This is a genomic window from Aeromicrobium endophyticum, assembly GCF_003586285.1.
Classification (GTDB): Bacteria; Actinomycetota; Actinomycetes; order Propionibacteriales; family Nocardioidaceae; genus Aeromicrobium; species Aeromicrobium endophyticum.
Genome location: NZ_QUBR01000001.1, coordinates 1800863 through 1816717 on the forward strand (window position 1 = coordinate 1800863; position 15855 = coordinate 1816717).

12 protein-coding genes are annotated in these 15855 nt (G+C 69.4%); 3 read left to right on the plus strand and 9 right to left on the minus strand.

The window, feature by feature from the left end; translation table 11 throughout:
- The first annotated feature begins 23 nt into the window (after positions 1-23).
- A complete protein-coding gene (locus DX116_RS08875) occupies positions 24-1439 on the plus strand; it encodes an aldehyde dehydrogenase family protein (RefSeq protein ID WP_119703738.1) in 1416 nt (471 codons plus the stop codon).
- Positions 1440-1457: 18 nt separating this feature from the next.
- On the opposite strand, the gene DX116_RS08880 is transcribed toward DX116_RS08875, so the two are convergent.
- Positions 1458-2516, minus strand: a complete 1059-nt coding sequence (locus tag DX116_RS08880) for a serine hydrolase domain-containing protein (protein ID WP_158591945.1) — start codon at positions 2514-2516, stop codon at positions 1458-1460.
- Positions 2517-2596: 80 nt separating this feature from the next.
- On the opposite strand from DX116_RS08880, the gene speB reads away from it, so the two are divergent.
- Complete coding sequence (gene speB / locus DX116_RS08885; protein ID WP_119703740.1) at positions 2597-3721, plus strand: agmatinase; 1125 nt, start codon at positions 2597-2599, stop codon at positions 3719-3721.
- A 111-nt stretch (positions 3722-3832) separates the two neighbouring features.
- The gene (locus DX116_RS08890) at positions 3833-7216 is read left to right on the plus strand and encodes a pyruvate carboxylase (protein WP_119703741.1); all 3384 of its coding nucleotides are present in this window, start codon (positions 3833-3835) and stop codon (positions 7214-7216) included.
- 340 nt (positions 7217-7556) lie between these two features.
- Here DX116_RS08890 and DX116_RS08895 read toward each other — a convergent pair whose 3' ends face one another.
- From DX116_RS08895 to DX116_RS08930, 8 genes are all read right to left on the minus strand, one after another.
- Complete coding sequence (locus DX116_RS08895) at positions 7557-7928, minus strand: hypothetical protein (RefSeq protein ID WP_119703742.1); 372 nt, start codon at positions 7926-7928, stop codon at positions 7557-7559.
- Positions 7929-8123: 195 nt separating this feature from the next.
- Positions 8124-8468, minus strand: a complete 345-nt coding sequence (locus DX116_RS08900; RefSeq protein WP_119703743.1) for a hypothetical protein — start codon at positions 8466-8468, stop codon at positions 8124-8126.
- Between the two features lie 11 nt (positions 8469-8479).
- On the minus strand, positions 8480-9658 hold the full coding sequence (locus DX116_RS08905) for an endonuclease/exonuclease/phosphatase family protein (RefSeq protein WP_119703744.1): 1179 nt from the start codon (positions 9656-9658) through the stop codon (positions 8480-8482).
- Between the two features lie 65 nt (positions 9659-9723).
- On the minus strand, positions 9724-10137 hold the full coding sequence (locus tag DX116_RS08910; RefSeq protein ID WP_119703745.1) for a hypothetical protein: 414 nt from the start codon (positions 10135-10137) through the stop codon (positions 9724-9726).
- Complete coding sequence (locus tag DX116_RS08915) at positions 10118-10591, minus strand: hypothetical protein (protein WP_119703746.1); 474 nt, start codon at positions 10589-10591, stop codon at positions 10118-10120. Before DX116_RS08915 ends, DX116_RS08910 begins: the two co-directional genes overlap by 20 nt.
- A 90-nt stretch (positions 10592-10681) precedes the next feature.
- On the minus strand, positions 10682-13753 hold the full coding sequence (locus tag DX116_RS08920) for a hypothetical protein (protein WP_119703747.1): 3072 nt from the start codon (positions 13751-13753) through the stop codon (positions 10682-10684).
- The gene (locus tag DX116_RS08925) at positions 13750-14859 is read right to left on the minus strand and encodes a hypothetical protein (protein ID WP_119703748.1); all 1110 of its coding nucleotides are present in this window, start codon (positions 14857-14859) and stop codon (positions 13750-13752) included. The genes DX116_RS08920 and DX116_RS08925 overlap by 4 nt, the downstream gene beginning before the upstream one ends.
- Before the next feature lie 2 nt (positions 14860-14861).
- Entirely contained in the window at positions 14862-15851 is a 990-nt protein-coding gene (locus tag DX116_RS08930; RefSeq protein WP_119703749.1) for a hypothetical protein, read from the minus strand.
- Positions 15852-15855: the final 4 nt, after the last annotated feature.

Genomic DNA, 15855 nt, shown 5'->3' on the forward strand with positions numbered 1-15855 from the left:
TCCGACCTGGCAAGGACGCCTTCATGCTTGAACTGAAACACATCATCGACGGGACCAGCGTCGCGTCGGCCCACCCGTCGACCTGCGACGTCGTCAGCCCCTACACGGGCCAGGTCATCGCGCACATCCCTGCGGGCTGCCCGGAAGATGCCGAGGCGGCCGTCGCGTCGTCGAAGGCCGCCCAGCCGGCGTGGGCCGCCCTCGATCTCGTCCACCGCACGGAGTACCTCGCTGCCTGTGCCGATGTCGTGGAGCGGAACGTCCGAGAGCTCGCCGAGCTGGAGAGCGCGGAGATGGGCAAGCCGATCCCTCTCGCCGAGCAGTTCATGGCCGGAGGCGTCGGCGCGCTCCGCGCCAGCATCGAGCTGGCTCGGACGTATCCGTTCGTCGCGGACGTCTCGGCGTCGGGCGAGCCCAGCCGCACGATGGTGCTCCGGCAGCCGGTGGGCGTGGTGGCCCTCATCGTGCCCTGGAACTTCACCGTCACGTCCGTCCTGGCGGTTCTGGGACCCGTGTTGCTGGCCGGCAACACGGTCGTGGTCAAGCCCTCGGAGAAGTCCCCGATGTCGGCGGCGCGGCTGGTCGAGCTGCTCGATCTTCCGCCGGGGGTCGTCAACGTCCTGCACGGCGACCGACGAGCGGGTCAGCCGCTCGTCGAGAACGAGGCAGTCGACCTGGTGCACTTCACGGGCTCCGTCGCCGCGGGTCGTTCGGTCGGCGAGGCGGCCGCGAGACGCCTGACGCGATCGATCCTCGAGCTCGGCGGGAATGACCCGGTGATCGTCGGAGCCGATGTCCACGACGTGGCCGCCACGGCCCGGGCCGTGGCGTTCTCGAGCTTCGTCAACAGCGGTCAGATCTGCACGTCGTCCGAGCGGATCTACGTGCACCGCTCGATCGCCGAGGAGTTCACGCGCTCCCTGGTGGCCGAGGCGGCGGCTTTCAGCATGGTGGAGGGTCCAGAAGGGTCAGGACTCGGACCCATGGTCGACGAGCAGCAACGCCAGACGGTCCACGGGCACGTCACGGATGCCGTCGCGCTGGGAGCGACGGCGCTGTGCGGCGGCGAGCTGCCCGACGGGCCCGGGTACTTCTATCCGGCCACCGTGCTGGTGGACCTCGCACCGGAGTCGCTGATCCTGAAGGAGGAGACCTTCGGCCCGGTCGCGCCGGTCATGGTCTTCGACACCTTTGAGGAGGCTGTCGCCCTGGCCAACGGGACGAGCTTCGGTCTGGCGGCGACGGTCTACACCTCTGCCGAGGCGGATCTCCGTCACTGCTCGGAGATCCGGGCTGCGATCGTGTGGGTCAACGAATGGCAGGGCGGCGGCGTCGGCATGGAGTACGAGCCGTGGGGGGAGAGCGGATCAGGGGCGACCGGCGGCTCGGCACTGTTCGACGCCGCGACCCGGCCGATGTCGATGGTCATCTCGACCTAGGTCCAGCTCCGCTCGCCGTCAGGGGCGGTGAGCGGAGTCCTTCGCGGCCAGACGGGTGCGGATGAAGGCAGCGAGATTGTCTGCGGCGCTGTCGTCGACATTGGTCATCGCCACGATGGTCGTGCCTGACGCGGGGGCGTACCCGGCGAAGGACTGGAACCCCGGCAACGAGCCGTTGTGCCCCCACAGCCCGTCGAAGTCCGCGATGCCGAGCCCGTACCTGATGGACGCTCCGGGGACGGCCATGGTGTCCAACCGCTCGCGCTGAGCTGCGTCGCTGAGGAGCTCGCCCGCGGCGACCGCCTCGACCAGACGCGCCAGGTCGGCTGCCGTGGAGACGAGGCTGCCGGCGGTCCACGCCCACGACATGTTGATGTGCGTCGCGTCGGCGAGCTGCCCGTCGCGGGGGTGGTATCCACGGACCGGGGCGCTCTGCAGTGCCACCGCCGGTCGGTCGGGAGGCGCGATGTCGGAGTCGAGCATGCCGAGAGGCTCGAAGACGAGGTCGCGGGCGACCTCGGTGGCGGTCCGGCCGGTCAGGTGCTCGATGATCAGCCCGAGCACGATGTAGCCGGAGTTGCAGTACTCCCACGACGTGCCGGGGGCGAAGTGCTGCGGTTCGCCGCGCGTCGTGTCGAGCAGCTCTTCGGGCGACCAGACACGGTCGGGGGCGTCCCAGAGGGCCTCGATGAAGGCATCGGACGTGTAGTCGGGAAGCCCCGACGTCATCGCGAGCAGATGGCGCACCGTCACGCCCGGCGGAACTGAGAGGTCGGGCATGATCGCGCGCACGTCGTGGTCCAGGTCGAGCTCACCGGAGTCCACGAGCTGCAGGACCATCGTCCCCACGACTACCTTGGTGACGCTGCCTGCCCTCATCCGGCTGTCCACAGCCAGAGGTGTCGTGGCTCGCACGTCCGCGACGCCGAGGGCGTGCGTCCAGCTGCCGACCGTCGGACTGCTGACGTGGACGATGGCACCGGGGATGGAGAGCCGCTGGCGTTCGACGTCGATGGCCGTGAGGAAGTCTCGCGTTGCGTCCGTCGAGGTGGGGGCGGGCTGCTCGCTGGTTGTCACGGTGTCTCCTGGTCGTTGGCGGCACGGTGATCTCGTGCGCGTGGATCTTCGCATCGTGCGGCAGATGCAGACGTTCGGGCATGGTGCGAGGGTTCAAAGCGCACGGCCGATGCTTGGTCATTCGGCCAAGCCGCGGGTCTCTGCCAGTTCGTAGTGTCGAGCGTCAACGATTCCACCGCTCCAGCGCGGTGGATGGACATCAGCACACGAGGAGAGCCGTGCCGGACAAAGATACTTCCGCGGAACAGCCGGACCAGGGCGAGCGCACCATCGTCGGCCCGCCGAGCGCGACGCAGCAGCTGCCGCGATTCGCCGGTCCTTCCACGTTCGCGCGACTGCCTCGGCTCGACGAGGTCGGTCGTGCCGACGTGGCCATCCTCGGCGTCCCGTTCGACTCGGGAACGACGTATCGTCCTGGTGCTCGATTCGGGCCCGAGGCCGTCCGTGCCGGGTCGAAGCTCATCAGGCCGCACCACATCGGGCTCGACGTCGATCCCTGGTCGGCCATGCAGGTCGCGGACGCGGGTGACGTCGGTGTGACCCCGTTCGACATCGCGACCGCCATCGAGCAGATCCACGTCGCGACTCGCGCGCTGTACCGAAAGACCGATCACATCCTCGCGATCGGTGGTGACCACACCATCGCCCTGCCACTCCTGCGGGCCGCGCACGAACGTCACGGGCCGATCGCCCTCGTGCACTTCGATGCCCACCTCGACACCTGGGACAGCATGTTCGGCGCGTCGCTGACGCACGGAACACCATTTCGTCGAGCGACGGAGGAGGGATTGCTCGCTGTGGACCACTGTGCTCATGTGGGGATCCGGCAGACGACTCCGGCGGCGCAGGACCTCGCTGACGACAAGAAGCTCGGTTTCGCCACCATCACCACGCTCGAGGTGGCACGCCGAGGCATCGAGGAGGCCGCAGACCGGATTCGTGAACGCGTGGGAGCGTTGCCCGTCTACCTCAGCATCGACATCGACGTGCTGGACCCGGCCCACGCGCCGGCCACAGGCACGCCTGAGCCGGGCGGCCTGACGACGCGTGAGCTGCAGATGCTGTTGTTCAGCCTCGTCGGGCTCAACATCGTCGGCGCTGACGTCGTCGAGGTCTCTCCCGCCTACGACCACGCCCAGATCACGGCTCTCGCCGCTGCGGGACTGGTGTTCGACCTGCTTGCGCTGCTGGCGCGCGCACGATGAGCCTGCCACGGGCCGCCTGCTCGAGGTCCGTCCCGTCCGACCACGGGCACCACACGGCGCAGGTGCACCACGCACCGTTCGGCAGCACACCCTAGAACGAGGACGGCAAGGATGTTCCAGAAGATTCTCGTGGCCAATCGCGGCGAGATCGCGGTGCGCGCGATCCGTGCCGCGCACGAGCTGGGGGTCGAGACGGTCGCGGTGTTCCCGTACGAGGACCGCGGGTCCGAGCACCGGGTGCGGGCCGACGAGGCGTACGAGATCGGTGAGCGTGGGCACCCGGTGCGTGCGTATCTGGATCCCGAGGCGATCGTGGCGACGGCGGTGCGGGCGGGCGCCGATGCGGTGTATCCGGGGTACGGGTTCTTGTCGGAGAACCCCGATCTGGCCGAGGCGTGCGGGCGGGCGGGCATCACGTTCATCGGTCCGCCGAAGCACGTGCTGGAGCTGACGGGCAACAAGGCGTCGGCGATCGCGGCGGCGAGGGCGGCGGGGGTGCCGACGTTGCGGTCGGTCGATCCCTCCGGCGACGTCGACGTGCTGGTGGAGGCGTCGTCGGTGCTGACGTACCCGCTGTTCGTCAAGGCCGTGGCAGGTGGTGGTGGCCGGGGGATGCGCAAGGTCGACGATCCCGCGCTGCTGCGTGAGTCGATCCAGGCTGCGATGCGCGAGGCGGACGGGGCGTTCGGCGACCCGACGTGCTTCATCGAGGAGGCCGTGGTCGACGCGCGACACATCGAGGTGCAGATCCTGGCTGACCAGCGGGGCAACGTGGTGCACCTGTGGGAGCGCGACTGCTCGGTGCAGCGCCGTCACCAGAAGGTCGTCGAGATCGCGCCGGCGCCGCACCTGCCGGCGGACGTGCGCGAGGCGATGTGCGCCGATGCGGTCCGGTTCACCGAGTCGATCGGCTACTCCTGTGCGGGCACCGTCGAGTTCCTGCTGGGTGCTGACGGGCGCTACGTGTTCATCGAGATGAACCCGCGCATCCAGGTCGAGCACACCGTGACCGAAGAGGTCACGAACGTCGACCTCGTGCAGGCGCAGATGCGCATCGCGGCAGGTGCGACGCTCGCCCAGCTCGGGCTGGACGACCAGTCCAGGATCGTCACCCGTGGCTTCGCGCTGCAGTGCCGCATCACGACCGAGGACCCCGCCAACGGGTTCCGGCCCGACACCGGCACGATCACGTCGTACCGCTCGCCGGGCGGCCCGGGCGTGCGGCTCGACGGCGGCACGACGTTCACCGGAGCGGTCGTCAGCGCCCACTTCGACTCCCTGCTGAGCAAGCTGACGTGCCGGGGGCGTGACTTCGAGGCGGCGGTGACGCGGGCCGAGCGAGCCCTGGGCGAGTTCCACGTGGGCGGCGTCTCGACCAACATCCCGTTCCTCAAGGGCCTGCTGGCCGACCCCGACTTCCGGGCGGGACGTGTCACGACGTCCTTCATCGAGCAGCACCCCGGGCTGCTGGAGGCCCACGGCGCATCGGACGAGGCGGGCAAGATCTTGTCGTGGCTGGCCGACGTCACGGTGAACCGGCCGCACGGGGTCTCGCCGACCAGCGTCGACCCGGTCTCGAAGCTCCCTCGGGTGGACCTCGGTGTAGCCGCGCCCGCCGGGAGCCGCGACCGCCTGCTGACGCTGGGACCAGACGGCTTCGCCGCGGACCTGCGGCAGCGCGACACGGTCGGCGTCACCGACACGACGTTCCGCGACGCGCACCAGTCGCTGCTGGCCACCCGCGTGCGCACCCGCGACCTGGTGCAGGTCGCGCCGTACGTGGCACGCGTGACGCCGCAGCTGCTGAGCGTTGAGGCCTGGGGCGGCGCGACCTACGACGTCGCACTGCGGTTCCTGAAGGAGGACCCGTGGGAGCGGCTGGCCGCGATGCGCGAGGCGGTGCCGAACATCTGCCTGCAGATGCTGCTGCGCGGACGCAACACGGTCGGCTACACGCCCTACCCGACCGAGGTGACCGACGCGTTCGTCGCCGAGGCCGCGGCGACCGGCATCGACATCTTCCGCATCTTCGACGCCCTCAACGACGTCGACCAGATGCGTCCGGCGATCGAGGCCGTCCGCGAGACCGGCACGACGGTCGCCGAGGTCGCGCTGTGCTACACCGGCGACCTGTCCGACCCGGGCGAGCGCCTCTACACGCTCGACTACTACCTGCGGCTGGCCGACCGCATCGTCGAAGCGGGTGCGCACGTGCTGGCGATCAAGGACATGGCCGGCCTGCTGCGCGCCCCCGCGGCCCGGACGCTCGTGCGGGCGTTGCGTGAGCGGTTCGACCTGCCCGTCCACCTGCACACCCACGACACCCCCGGTGGTCAGCTCGCGACGCTCGTCGCGGCGATCGACGCCGGGGTCGACGCGGTCGACGCGGCCTCGGCCGCCCTGGCCGGCACCACGTCGCAGCCGCCGATGTCGGCGCTGGTCGCGGCGACCGACCACTCCGAGCGGACGACGGGGCTCGACATCGACGCCGTCAATGCCTTGGAGCCGTACTGGGAGGCGACCCGCCGCCTCTACGCCCCGTTCGAGTCGGGCCTGCCCGCACCCACGGGCCGCGTCTACCGACACGAGATCCCCGGCGGGCAGCTGTCGAACCTGCGCCAGCAGGCCGTCGCCCTTGGGCTCGGCGAGAAGTTCGAGCAGATCGAGGACATGTACGCCGCCGCGAACGACATCCTCGGCAACGTCGTCAAGGTGACCCCGTCGTCCAAGGTCGTCGGCGACCTCGCCCTGCACCTCGTCGCCGTCGGCGCCGACCCCGCCGCCTTCGCCGACGACCCGGCGTCGTTCGACATCCCCGACTCCGTCATCGGCTTCCTGTCCGGCGAGCTGGGCGACCCTCCCGGCGGATGGCCCGAACCTTTCCGCACCAAGGCCCTGCAGGGCCGCAGCACCAAGCCGTCCGTCACCGAGCTGACCGACGACGACCGAGCCGGGTTGGCGTCGGACCGTCGTCACACGCTCAACCGGTTGCTGTTCCCCGGGCCCACCTCAGACTTCGATCAGGCACTGGCGGAGTACGGCGACCTGTCGGTCGTGCCGACCGAGGCGTTCCTCTACGGCATGCGGCAGGACGGCGGCGAGACCGAGGTCGAGGTCGCCGAGGGCAGGCTGCTGCTCTTCGGCATCGAGGCCATCGGCGACGCCGACGAGCGTGGCATCCGCAACGTCCTCGGCACGATCAACGGTCAGCTGCGACCCACCGAGGTGCGCGACCGGTCCGTCGACTCCCGCACCACGACGGCCGAGAAGGCCGACACGATCAACCCGCGACACGTCGCCGTCCCCTTCGCAGGTGTCGTCCACGCACTCGTGGCCGAGGGCGACACCGTCACGGCCGGCCAGACGGTCGCCACGATCGAAGCCATGAAGATGGAAGCCTCCATCACGACCGCCAGCGCCGGAACGGTCGCTCGACTCCTCATCGCAGACACACGTCAGGTCGAAGGCGGCGACCTCCTGCTCGAGCTGTCCTGAGCTTGGGTTGCGGGCCGCGATCGGCAAGGGTTGCGAGCCAGGCCCGGCGATGTCGAGCACTCTTGCCCACGAGATCGCTGCTCCACGTGTGCTCCACGCGCCCGTCGTCGACGTGAGGCCAGGGCGTCGTCTGCGCAGGACGGACGTGGTGGGCCCCGTGGGACTCGAACCCACAACCCGCGGATTAAAAGCGCGATCCGGGCGAGATGACACACAGTGACACGGAAGGACGTAAGGGCCATTTCCGCAGGTCAGAGGCGGTTTGGCGTGAGCGGGAGAGGACACGCGAGGACTTAGTAGTACCTCGCGTTGCCCCACGATTTGCCCCACGCCGACGACGTCAGCGAGCGGTCGAGCCGTCGCCGTCGGCCGCCCGCGACACGTCCCCCGCGCTCACCCACACATGGGCCCACGGCACACGAGGGTCGTCGACGACGACGTACACGTGAGTCTTGGTCCACCGCTCGGCTCGGCCGGGCAGGACCACGACCCCGTCGACGTCGAACTCGAGGCGCACCTCCACGTCGATCGTCCACGGAGTGCCGTCGCCGCGCTTCGCCGGATGGACGTTGCGGGCGTGCCGCGACCCGTCCGGATCACGTTGCGGCCACGACTCGTTCAGGACTCGCTGGTGCCGTCCGACACGAGACGTGATGCCGTCCTTGTAGGCGTAACCGTTCGCGTCACGGTCGACTCCGTCCCCGAGGTCCATGCCGGGAGGGTAGTCCCCGCCAACGACGAAAAGCCCCCACCTTCCCGAAGGAAGGTGGGGGCTTCAATCTGACCGGATGAAGCGGTGGGCTTCAGTGCGCGGCGCGGTGGGCGTAGGCCCAGTCGGCGACCAGGTCGCGGTCGAGCATGACGGCGACGAGCTCGATGGTGCCGAGCACGACGTCGCGCAGCAACCTCATGGCTGCTCGGCTTCGTAGACCAGCGACGGGTGCTCGGCCTCATGGTCACGCTCGGCGAGCACCGCGTCCTCGTAGCCGCCCTCGTAGTGATCCTCGGGCAGCTCGAGGCCTTCGACCGGCGTGACCTTCTTCCGAGCCGAGCGGCCGGCCAGGATCGGCACGACGAACGCGAGGAACACGAGCACGCCTTCGACCGGTGCCGGCAGTGCGCCGGACCCCACCCCGAAGGACGCGAGCATCGCGAAGAACGCGACAACGATCGAGCGGACCATCACCGGCTCGTAGCCGGCGATCGCGTTCGAGACGAACAGGCTCAGACGGTCGAACAGGGGGATCTTCATGGTGGAGTACCTCACTTCGAGTAGCGACCGAGCTTGGCCCAGACGCGGGGGTGGTCGGAGTTGGTGTCGTTCTTGCCGGCGCCGCGCAGGGCGCGGTCTTCGCCGACGTAGATCTCGTCGATCGCAGCGCCGGCGCCGGCGTTCTTGAAGCCCAGAGCCTCGAGCGTCTCGCCGACCGTCGGATGGTTGAGGTCGCCCATGATGACGGTGCGCGCCTTCCAGTCCGACGGCATCGTGTTGCCGTACCGCTCGAGCGCCGCGACGGTCTCGGTGAGGTTGCTGCGCTTGAACGCGACCGGCGAGTCATGGTCGAGGTGGACGATGCCCACCTGTGCCCGGCTGCCGCCAACGATGAACTTCACACGCAGGACGCCCTCGACGTTGCCGCCGTGCTGCTTGGAGAACTTCGAGAACGAGTAGCCGAGCACCTTCACGTGCGGGCGCGCGAACGCCGCGACCATGTTGTCCTCGCTGTACGCGACGAGCCGGTAGCTGCCGCGGCCCTTGCGTCCCAGCTCCTTCGACAGAGCGGAGACCTGGCCCTCGCGCAGCTCGGCGTACCCGATGACGGCAGGCCGGCCAGCGCCGAGGCTGCGAGCCATGCCTACGACGCGGCTCAGGAAGTTGCGACCACCCTCGACGCTGTTGCCCCATCCGTTGAGGAAGGCGACGTTGAACCAGGGGTAGATCTTGCGCGCGGGCTTCGGTGGCTTGGCCGGCTTCGGCTCGCTGTACGGGGCGGCCTTGCTCGCGCTCTTGGGCCGGTAGGTGAAGGCGTCGCGGCCATCGCCCTGCAGGCCGTTGCGGCCCCGCAGCCACGACGTGAACTGCGCCTTGAGCGACGCGGCAGCACGGACGCAGCCGCGGACGCCGAGGTGCATGTGGGTCTTCCACTCGCGCACCTTCTTGCCAGCGCGCCAGACCCAGAGCTCGGGCCGGTACCAGCCGAAGAAGCCGATGTCGAAGGCGTAGCGCAGGACGTCGCGCCACTTCGCCGCCCACCGGCCGAGGTAGAGGTCGAGCACGCCGAGGCCTCGGTGCGTGCCAGCCGACGCCGCGGCGCCGCTGTTCACCCCCTGGGTGAGGATCAGGCCAGGGAACTTCGCCACGAGCTTGTCCCACAGCTGCGCGGTCCATCGGTCTAGCCAGATGCCGGCGCGCTGCACCAGCTCGTATCGGGTCGTCTTCACGAGTGCCTCCTGGGCATGGGTGTGAGCCCGACGCCAGGAAGGCGGCAGGCTGGTGGCGGGGTGGGTCAGTTGCTGGGTGGCTTGGGCAGGGTTACGCCGCCGCGAGCTGCGGCGATTGTGGCTTCGTAGGCCCACCGCTCCCACGACACAACCGTGGTCTGCAGGTGCTGGATCTCGCCGCGGTCAGCCTCGCGGCGCAGCTCAACTTCGCCGAGCTGGCGCTCGTGACGGGCGGACTGCGATCGCAGCGCGTCGGCGAGCCCGTCGATCTGACGCTGCAGCTCGGCCACGTCGGCGGACCTCTTCGCCGCGGCGGCCTCGCGGCGTAGCTTCGCGAAGTCGAACCATGCTCGGCCGATGGGGCCGAAGACCTTGGCGATCCGCTCGGATGCTGTGGTGATGGCGACGACGAGAACGACCGCGATGGTGACGTAGACGACGATGCCCTGCTGGCTGACGTCAGAGGCTCCTGGGAACACCGGCGGCCCCCTCGGTCTCGACGGGTCGGAACCCCATGCGCCACCACAGCAGGTAGTGCAGGAGGGCAGGCAACGCGAGGCCCGCGCCCGAGCGGATGCCGTCGAACCAGGGGCGGTCGAGGTAGCCGGCGACCAACCCGGCACACAGGCCGGCGTAGGCGAAGCAGAGGATGACGTGGCCGGTCCACACGAACGAGTGCCACCTGCAGGTCATCCCGACGATCAGGAACGCGACGCCGGCACCGAGCATCAGCCCCCACGTCCAGAGCGGGAAGGCCGCTTCGATGCCGACGAGCGCGGACTCGACGCCTGGCTTCGGGCCACGTGCCCGGGAGTCGTCGCCCGTGGAGTAGTCGAAGCCTCGGATCGCGGCGACGCTCGTCAGTCCGATGGTGAGGACGACTACGTCGGCGATCAGCAGCCGTGCGGGCCTCCACCTCGCCGGGGGCTTCACGACGCCCGCTCGATGGATCGGTGGACGTCGTTCATGGGTGCCTCCTGGGTGTGGCGGAACCCCGGCGTTGTCGACGGGGACGGGATGCCGTCACGCGCCGACGCGCATGACGGAGACGACGTTGCGGGCGGCGACGAGGTACAGCGATCCCTCGGCCTGGTACGTCGCGATCCAGAACGAAGCACCCGCGGCGAGCCGCTTCTTCGGGACCGTGACCTGCACGCCGACGAACGCCGCAGAACCAAAGGACGGCATCGTGACCGCGGCCATGATGTTGCTCGCCGTCACCGTGCTGCCGCTGCCCTCCACGATGAGCACCTGGCGGAAGCCCGTGCCGGCCGCGTCGAAGGTGATCTCGGCGGTGATCTCCCAGATCGCAGCAGGGCCGAGCGTGAAGTGCCCGGCGCTGCTGTAGGTGATGTCGGAGTGTGTCTCCTCGGCGGTCTGGAACAGTACCTTGGCGTAGTTGCCGGCGCTGGTGAGCTGCGCGACCGTGTTGCGGCGGCGGGCGAGCGACTTCGTGCCGCCGGCGTCGAGCTGCCGCTTGTTGACCGCGTCCGTCGACGACACGCCGTCGCCGAGCTGACCGAGGACCGTGCCGCCCATGTGACCGGTCGTCGATCCGTAGCCGCTGAGGGTGGTGGTGAACTGCATCGGCCCGACGCGGCCGTTACCGAGGGCGTCGATCGCGATCTGGTTCGCGGGTCCGGCACCGAAATCGATGCCCCGCAGCTTCCCGGCGCCGTCCATGTAGGTCGTTCCGGCGGCCGACTGGAAGCGGGCCGCGACACCGTCGGGGAACGTGTTCGTGGTCTTCGGCGCCGCGCCGCTCGTGGTGTTCGGGTCGGTGAGCGTCTTGGTCTCGACGAACTCACCAGCCTGCAGCCGCAGCGTCGAGTCCGTGAGGCCGACGTAGAGCCGGGACGATGACGGTGAGCCGGCGGTGCCGTCGTTGTCGGGGGCGGGCATCGTGAACGTGACCGACCCGGACCGGGCGGGCAGCGTGACCGAACGGATAGGACCGATCGGCGTCTCGAGCCCACCTGTCGCCGAGTACCACGACGCCGCCACGCGAAGGGTCAGCGTCGTCAACCTGGTCGACGACTTGAACGGGACCGAGTCTGCGGGCCAGACCGTGAACCGGGTGCCGTCCCAGCCGTAGGCCGGCAGGTAGGCGAGGTACACGTAGGACGGGGTGCGGATGTTGAAGTTCTCGGCGGGCACGGCGGCGCCGGCGGCGGTGTAGGAACGGAAGAGGCCGTCGGAGTCGCTATTGGCCTGAAAGACGAACCGCTTCGCGCCGAAGTCGAAGTTCCCAACCATGAAGCGGGACGACTCTGCGGTCGGGAGGGCGATCGCGGGGTCGGAAGCCCAGAGCATCGTCGAGGTGTTGACGGTGCGGATGTACGTCGTCGCGCCGGACGTGGCCGGGTCGGGCAGCGACACGTAGAGCGTCGTGCCGTCGGTGCCGAGGTTGGCGTACTGCGGTCCGGTGGCGTAGGTCTCCCCGGAGAAGACGACCCCGCTTCCCACGAGCCCGAACGACGAGTTGAGTCGGTACAGCGTGATGTCGAGGTAGTTGCTGATGAACGAACCGGGGTTGGGCCGTGTGCGCTCGGCCAGCACGTAGTAGTCGGTGCCGATCTTGACGATTCCCAGCGGGTCCCGGTACGAGTCCCCCGGGGTGTTGGACCCGGCAGGCAGCCCGGTGAGCGTCGTGTACGTGACGGTCCCGTCGGTCGCCATGCGGGCCATCCGAGGCTTGCCCGAGTACAGCGAACCCGCCTCGATCGGAGTGCCCCGCACCAGGAACAGCCAGCCGCTGCCGTCCCAGAAGCCACCGACGCCCGGCGCAGCACCCAGCGGCGCGGCGGCCTGCCAGGATGCCGTGCTCGCCGTAGGCGCCGACTGCGGTGCGGTCGTGCCCCGCTGCATCGTCACCACGGAGTTGCGGGAGAACTCGATCTGCTGACCCTCGAACGACGCCCGGCCCTTGATCGTGAGGGTCCGCGCGACGACGTCGCCGTCGAACAGGTACGGCGCGTCGACCGACGGGTCCATCGGGAAGGAGAGCCGCAGCTTGCCGGTGGAGTCGTACTGGCGGCGACCGTCGGTGGCGTTCTCGTCGATCAGTGCGAGCGACCCGGCCTTGGTGATGTGCAGGCCGCCGCTGGTGTAGACGTCGTTCGCGACCAGCACACCGATGTTCGCCAACGGCGCCTTGAAGGACGCGATGTCGGCCTTCTCGGCGGTGATGGCACCGGCCTGGATCAGCAGGGCGACATTCAGGAAGCCGGTGGTGATCATAGCGGCGTCGAGCTCGCCGAGCATCGTCTTGTCGATGGTGACGGACTGCCAGTCGGTGCCGTCGTGGCGCCACTGGCCGACCAGCGCGCCATCGGCGAACCGGAACCACGTGTCGCCGTCCTTGTCCTTCTCGTCGTCTTCCGGGTCGGTGCCGGCGTAGACGATGCGGGACGAACCCGACGCGATCTCGTAGGCCTGATCGCCCTTGTCGAGGCTCTCGATGATCGTCTGCGCCAGGTCGCCGGCGCCGATCTTCTGCGGCCGCCCGGTGACCGGCTCGGACAGGGGGCCCTCGCCGTCGGCATCCGACTGGGAGACGGTGAACGTGCTGTCGACGTCGTAGGGCAGCCCGGCGATGCTGATCGTGGTCGAGAACGCGGTCAGGCGGTAGACGCCGTCGACGTACACGGTGAACGCGACAATCGGGTCTTCGTCCTCGCCCACCACCGGCGTGATCGCGAGCAGCACGTCACCGTTGCCCTCGATGACCTGCACCTCGGGCGGCGACGTCGGGACGAGCCCATCGGTGCCGGGCACCTGGTCGAGAATGATCTGCTCGAAGGGCACCCACGGCTCGCCCGGGCCCGCCTGCACCTGCACGTCAGCACCGCTGACGACGAGGGACTTGCCGTCCTCGGTCGTCGACACGACACCATCGCTAGACAGCGACATCGTGCTTCCGTCGCCGGACGTGGCAGTGACGCCGCCCCGCGGCGACACGACGACAGGCCCGTCGATCGTCGCATTGCGGATCGGTGCGGCGGCGAGCTTGCGAACGAGGCGCTCGAGCTTGTCGAGACGCATGCGGGTGCGGGTGCGCTCGTTGCTCGGCTGCATCTGGGTCAGGTCGCTCACGCCACGTTCTCCTCAGGCTCTTCGTAGAAGACGGGACTGACGGTGCTGAAGTCGCGGCCCTCGACCTTGGCCCTCCACCCGATGACACGCGCGGGCCCGCGCCACTCGATCGGGTCGTCGCGCAACGGGGCGGAGTCGATCGTGATCCGGTCACCGGCGTCGAAGTCGCGGCCTGGCCGTGGGGCGCCTGCCGAGATCGCAAGCTCCATCTCCCACGTTCGGATGCCACGACGCCGGCGAGCCAGGCCGGTGTCGGAGATGCGCTCGAGCTGGATGTCGTCGGTGACGCCCGTGGTGGGGAGGCGAACCTCCCACTGGATGACGCCGTCGTCGAAGGCGTCCGCGTCAACAGACGGTGTCGACATGGAACGCTCCCCGCCGGAACCGTCACCGGTGGCGATGACGTAGGTGGCGCGCTTCCCGCGGCTATAGGAGCCGATGCGGGAGCGGTAACCGTCCTGCGCGAGGTGTGCGTTTTCGACGACGACCCCGGGGACGTCGGCGCCGATGCGTGGTCCGATCTCGATCGTCTTGATGATCCGCTGCTTGGTGGAGTCAGCCCACCGCAGCCGCACGGTCCACTCGGGACCGCCCTGGGTCTTGGACAGGTCAGCGAGCGCGTCGCCGACGGTCTGCTCTTCCTCGAAGAGGTAGGAGTGGTCGGCGGTGCGTCCCGTGGGCGTGGCGTCGACCTCGAAGTTGTAGCCGCCCGGGCGGTCGGAGGCGACGACGTCGGCCAGCAGGGTCGCCGCGGCGACGGTCTCGTCGTGCTGGCCCTCGTAGAAGTCGTGGGTGCGGCAGTACGTCTCGTTCAGCAGGCCTTCGAGCGATGTCAGCGCGAACGTCGCCGTCGGCTTGCCGGCACCGTCACCGGCCAGGTAGTAGCCGACGATCGGGCCGTCGTCGTCGGACAGCACGAACATGGCGCGCATCGGGTCGATGAGCGTGGCCCAGTTCGCCGGGCACCCGGCCGACCGGACTGCCAGGGTGACGCCGAGGCTGGACGACTCGCCGACGGTCTTCTCGACCGTGCCGTTGACCGTCAGCGGGAGCTCCTCGGTCAGGTCGCCAGACCGCAGGTCGTGGAGCGTCCAGGACAGCGGCATCGTCAGACCCAGCCGTCGATCGTCACGTCCATCGTGACCGTCTGCGAGATCACGCCGCCGTTGTTCGCGCCGTAGCAGTACGCCAACAGCTGGTCGCCGGACAGCACGCTCTTGACGTACCGCAGCGCGTCGTCTGCCGATCCGGTGACCTGCACGGCACCCACGCCGACGAAGAACGGCTTGAGGTCGTTCACGATGGCCGTGATGCCACCCGGGGTGGTCGCTGAGACGAGTGTCCACGCGAGCCGCTTCGGGATGTGCTTGGTCGGGTCGAAGTCGACCCCCCACCGCTTCGCGGGCACAGACAGCAGCGCCGACGGGTCGACGAGCCGCTTCCAGCGGGTGCCGTCGTAGCGGTGCAGCGAGTCGGTCTGCGCGTTGTCGACGACCATCCCGCGGTACGTGATGCCGTCGGCCTTGAGCTTGTCCATCGCCGCGGTTGTCGGGACGGGCAGGATGCCGCCGGCGGCGACGGTCCGCTCGGTGGAGGGGGTGACCACGACCGCGCCGGTGTCCTTGACCAGCATCCGTGCGACCACGTCGGTGATCGACCCGGCGGGCGGTGTCGGTGCCTGCGGATCCTGGCCCGCGGCGCCCGGGATGCGTTCGATCTTGACCTCGGCCGCGCCGGACCCGATCGCGGTCGTGTCGTAGATCCGCGCGACGATGAGGTCGATGCGGGACTGGCCGGCTGCAGGGCGTGCGCCGATGAGCCCGGTCGTGGCGTTGGGGATCTCGTAGCGCCATCCGCCCTGGGCCAGGTACGCCGGATCTGACACGACGCCGGCGCCGGGCGTGCAGGTCCACGACTCCGGCGAACCGCCGACGCTCACCTGCAGGCCCGCGCCGTTGACGCGCCGGCCGCCCTTGACCGCGAACGGTGACGTCGTCGGCCCGCCAGGCATCATGAGGACCGAGTCGGCGCGTCGGAGGTCGGCGGCCTTGTAGAGGCCGGCGTTGTCGATCCAGCTCGCGAATCCGTCAGTAGCCACGTCG

Coding starts and splice junctions, on each gene's coding strand:
- DX116_RS08875 (WP_119703738.1), top strand. CDS start 24: ATGCTTGAACTGAAACACATCATCGACGGGACCAGCGTCGCGTCGGCC.
- speB (WP_119703740.1), top strand. CDS start 2,597: ATGGTGCGAGGGTTCAAAGCGCACGGCCGATGCTTGGTCATTCGGCCA.
- DX116_RS08890 (WP_119703741.1), top strand. CDS start 3,833: ATGTTCCAGAAGATTCTCGTGGCCAATCGCGGCGAGATCGCGGTGCGC.
- DX116_RS08895 (WP_119703742.1), bottom strand. CDS start 7,928: ATGGACCTCGGGGACGGAGTCGACCGTGACGCGAACGGTTACGCCTAC.
- DX116_RS08900 (WP_119703743.1), bottom strand. CDS start 8,468: ATGAAGATCCCCCTGTTCGACCGTCTGAGCCTGTTCGTCTCGAACGCG.
- DX116_RS08925 (WP_119703748.1), bottom strand. CDS start 14,859: ATGCCGCTGTCCTGGACGCTCCACGACCTGCGGTCTGGCGACCTGACC.